This window comes from Bacillus sp. LR--39 (assembly GCF_053613335.1).
This window is the reverse complement of the sequence record NZ_JBSIOT010001461.1, coordinates 1-543: the sequence shown is the minus strand read 5'-3', so window position 1 is coordinate 543 and position 543 is coordinate 1. Positions and strand designations below refer to the sequence as shown.

1 protein-coding gene is annotated in these 543 nt (G+C 45.7%); it reads left to right on the top strand.

The window, feature by feature from the left end; genetic code table 11:
• Positions 1-15: 15 nt before the first annotated feature.
• Positions 16-543 (top strand): Crp/Fnr family transcriptional regulator (locus ACWHAR_RS31135; protein WP_452088938.1); only part of this gene is annotated, 528 nt, incomplete at its 3' end.

Genomic DNA, 543 nt, shown 5'->3' with positions numbered 1-543 from the left:
AGAGATCTGGAAGATATGAAACAGTTTATCTATTGGCGCTCTTACCATAAAGGCCAGATATTATTTATGGAAGACGACCCCCGGGAACGAATGTACCTTCTTCTCGACGGCTTTATCAAACTCGAAAAATCAAACGAAGCCGGATCCATGTTTTATACCGACTATGTACGTCCTCATACCCTCTTTCCATTTGGAGGCTTGTTTCGGGATGAGCATTATCACTATGCCGCCGAAGCCTTAACAGATATTGAACTCTACTATATACCCATGAACATCTTCGAAGATCTCGTCCGGGACAACAAAAACCTGCTTTACGATATTCTCAATCATTTATCAGACATCCTTGCCCTTCACGAGGAAAGGCTGAAGCGCATCACACTCTCCCATGCCCACGACAGGGTTACACAAGCCATTTATTATTTAACCGAAAGCCTCGGTCAAAAAGAAAGCAACTCAACCGTCATCAACTGTCCGATCACCGCTGCCGAAATCGCCAAAATCTCGGGGACATCCCGCGAAACCGTCAGCGCCGTCCTGAAAAAG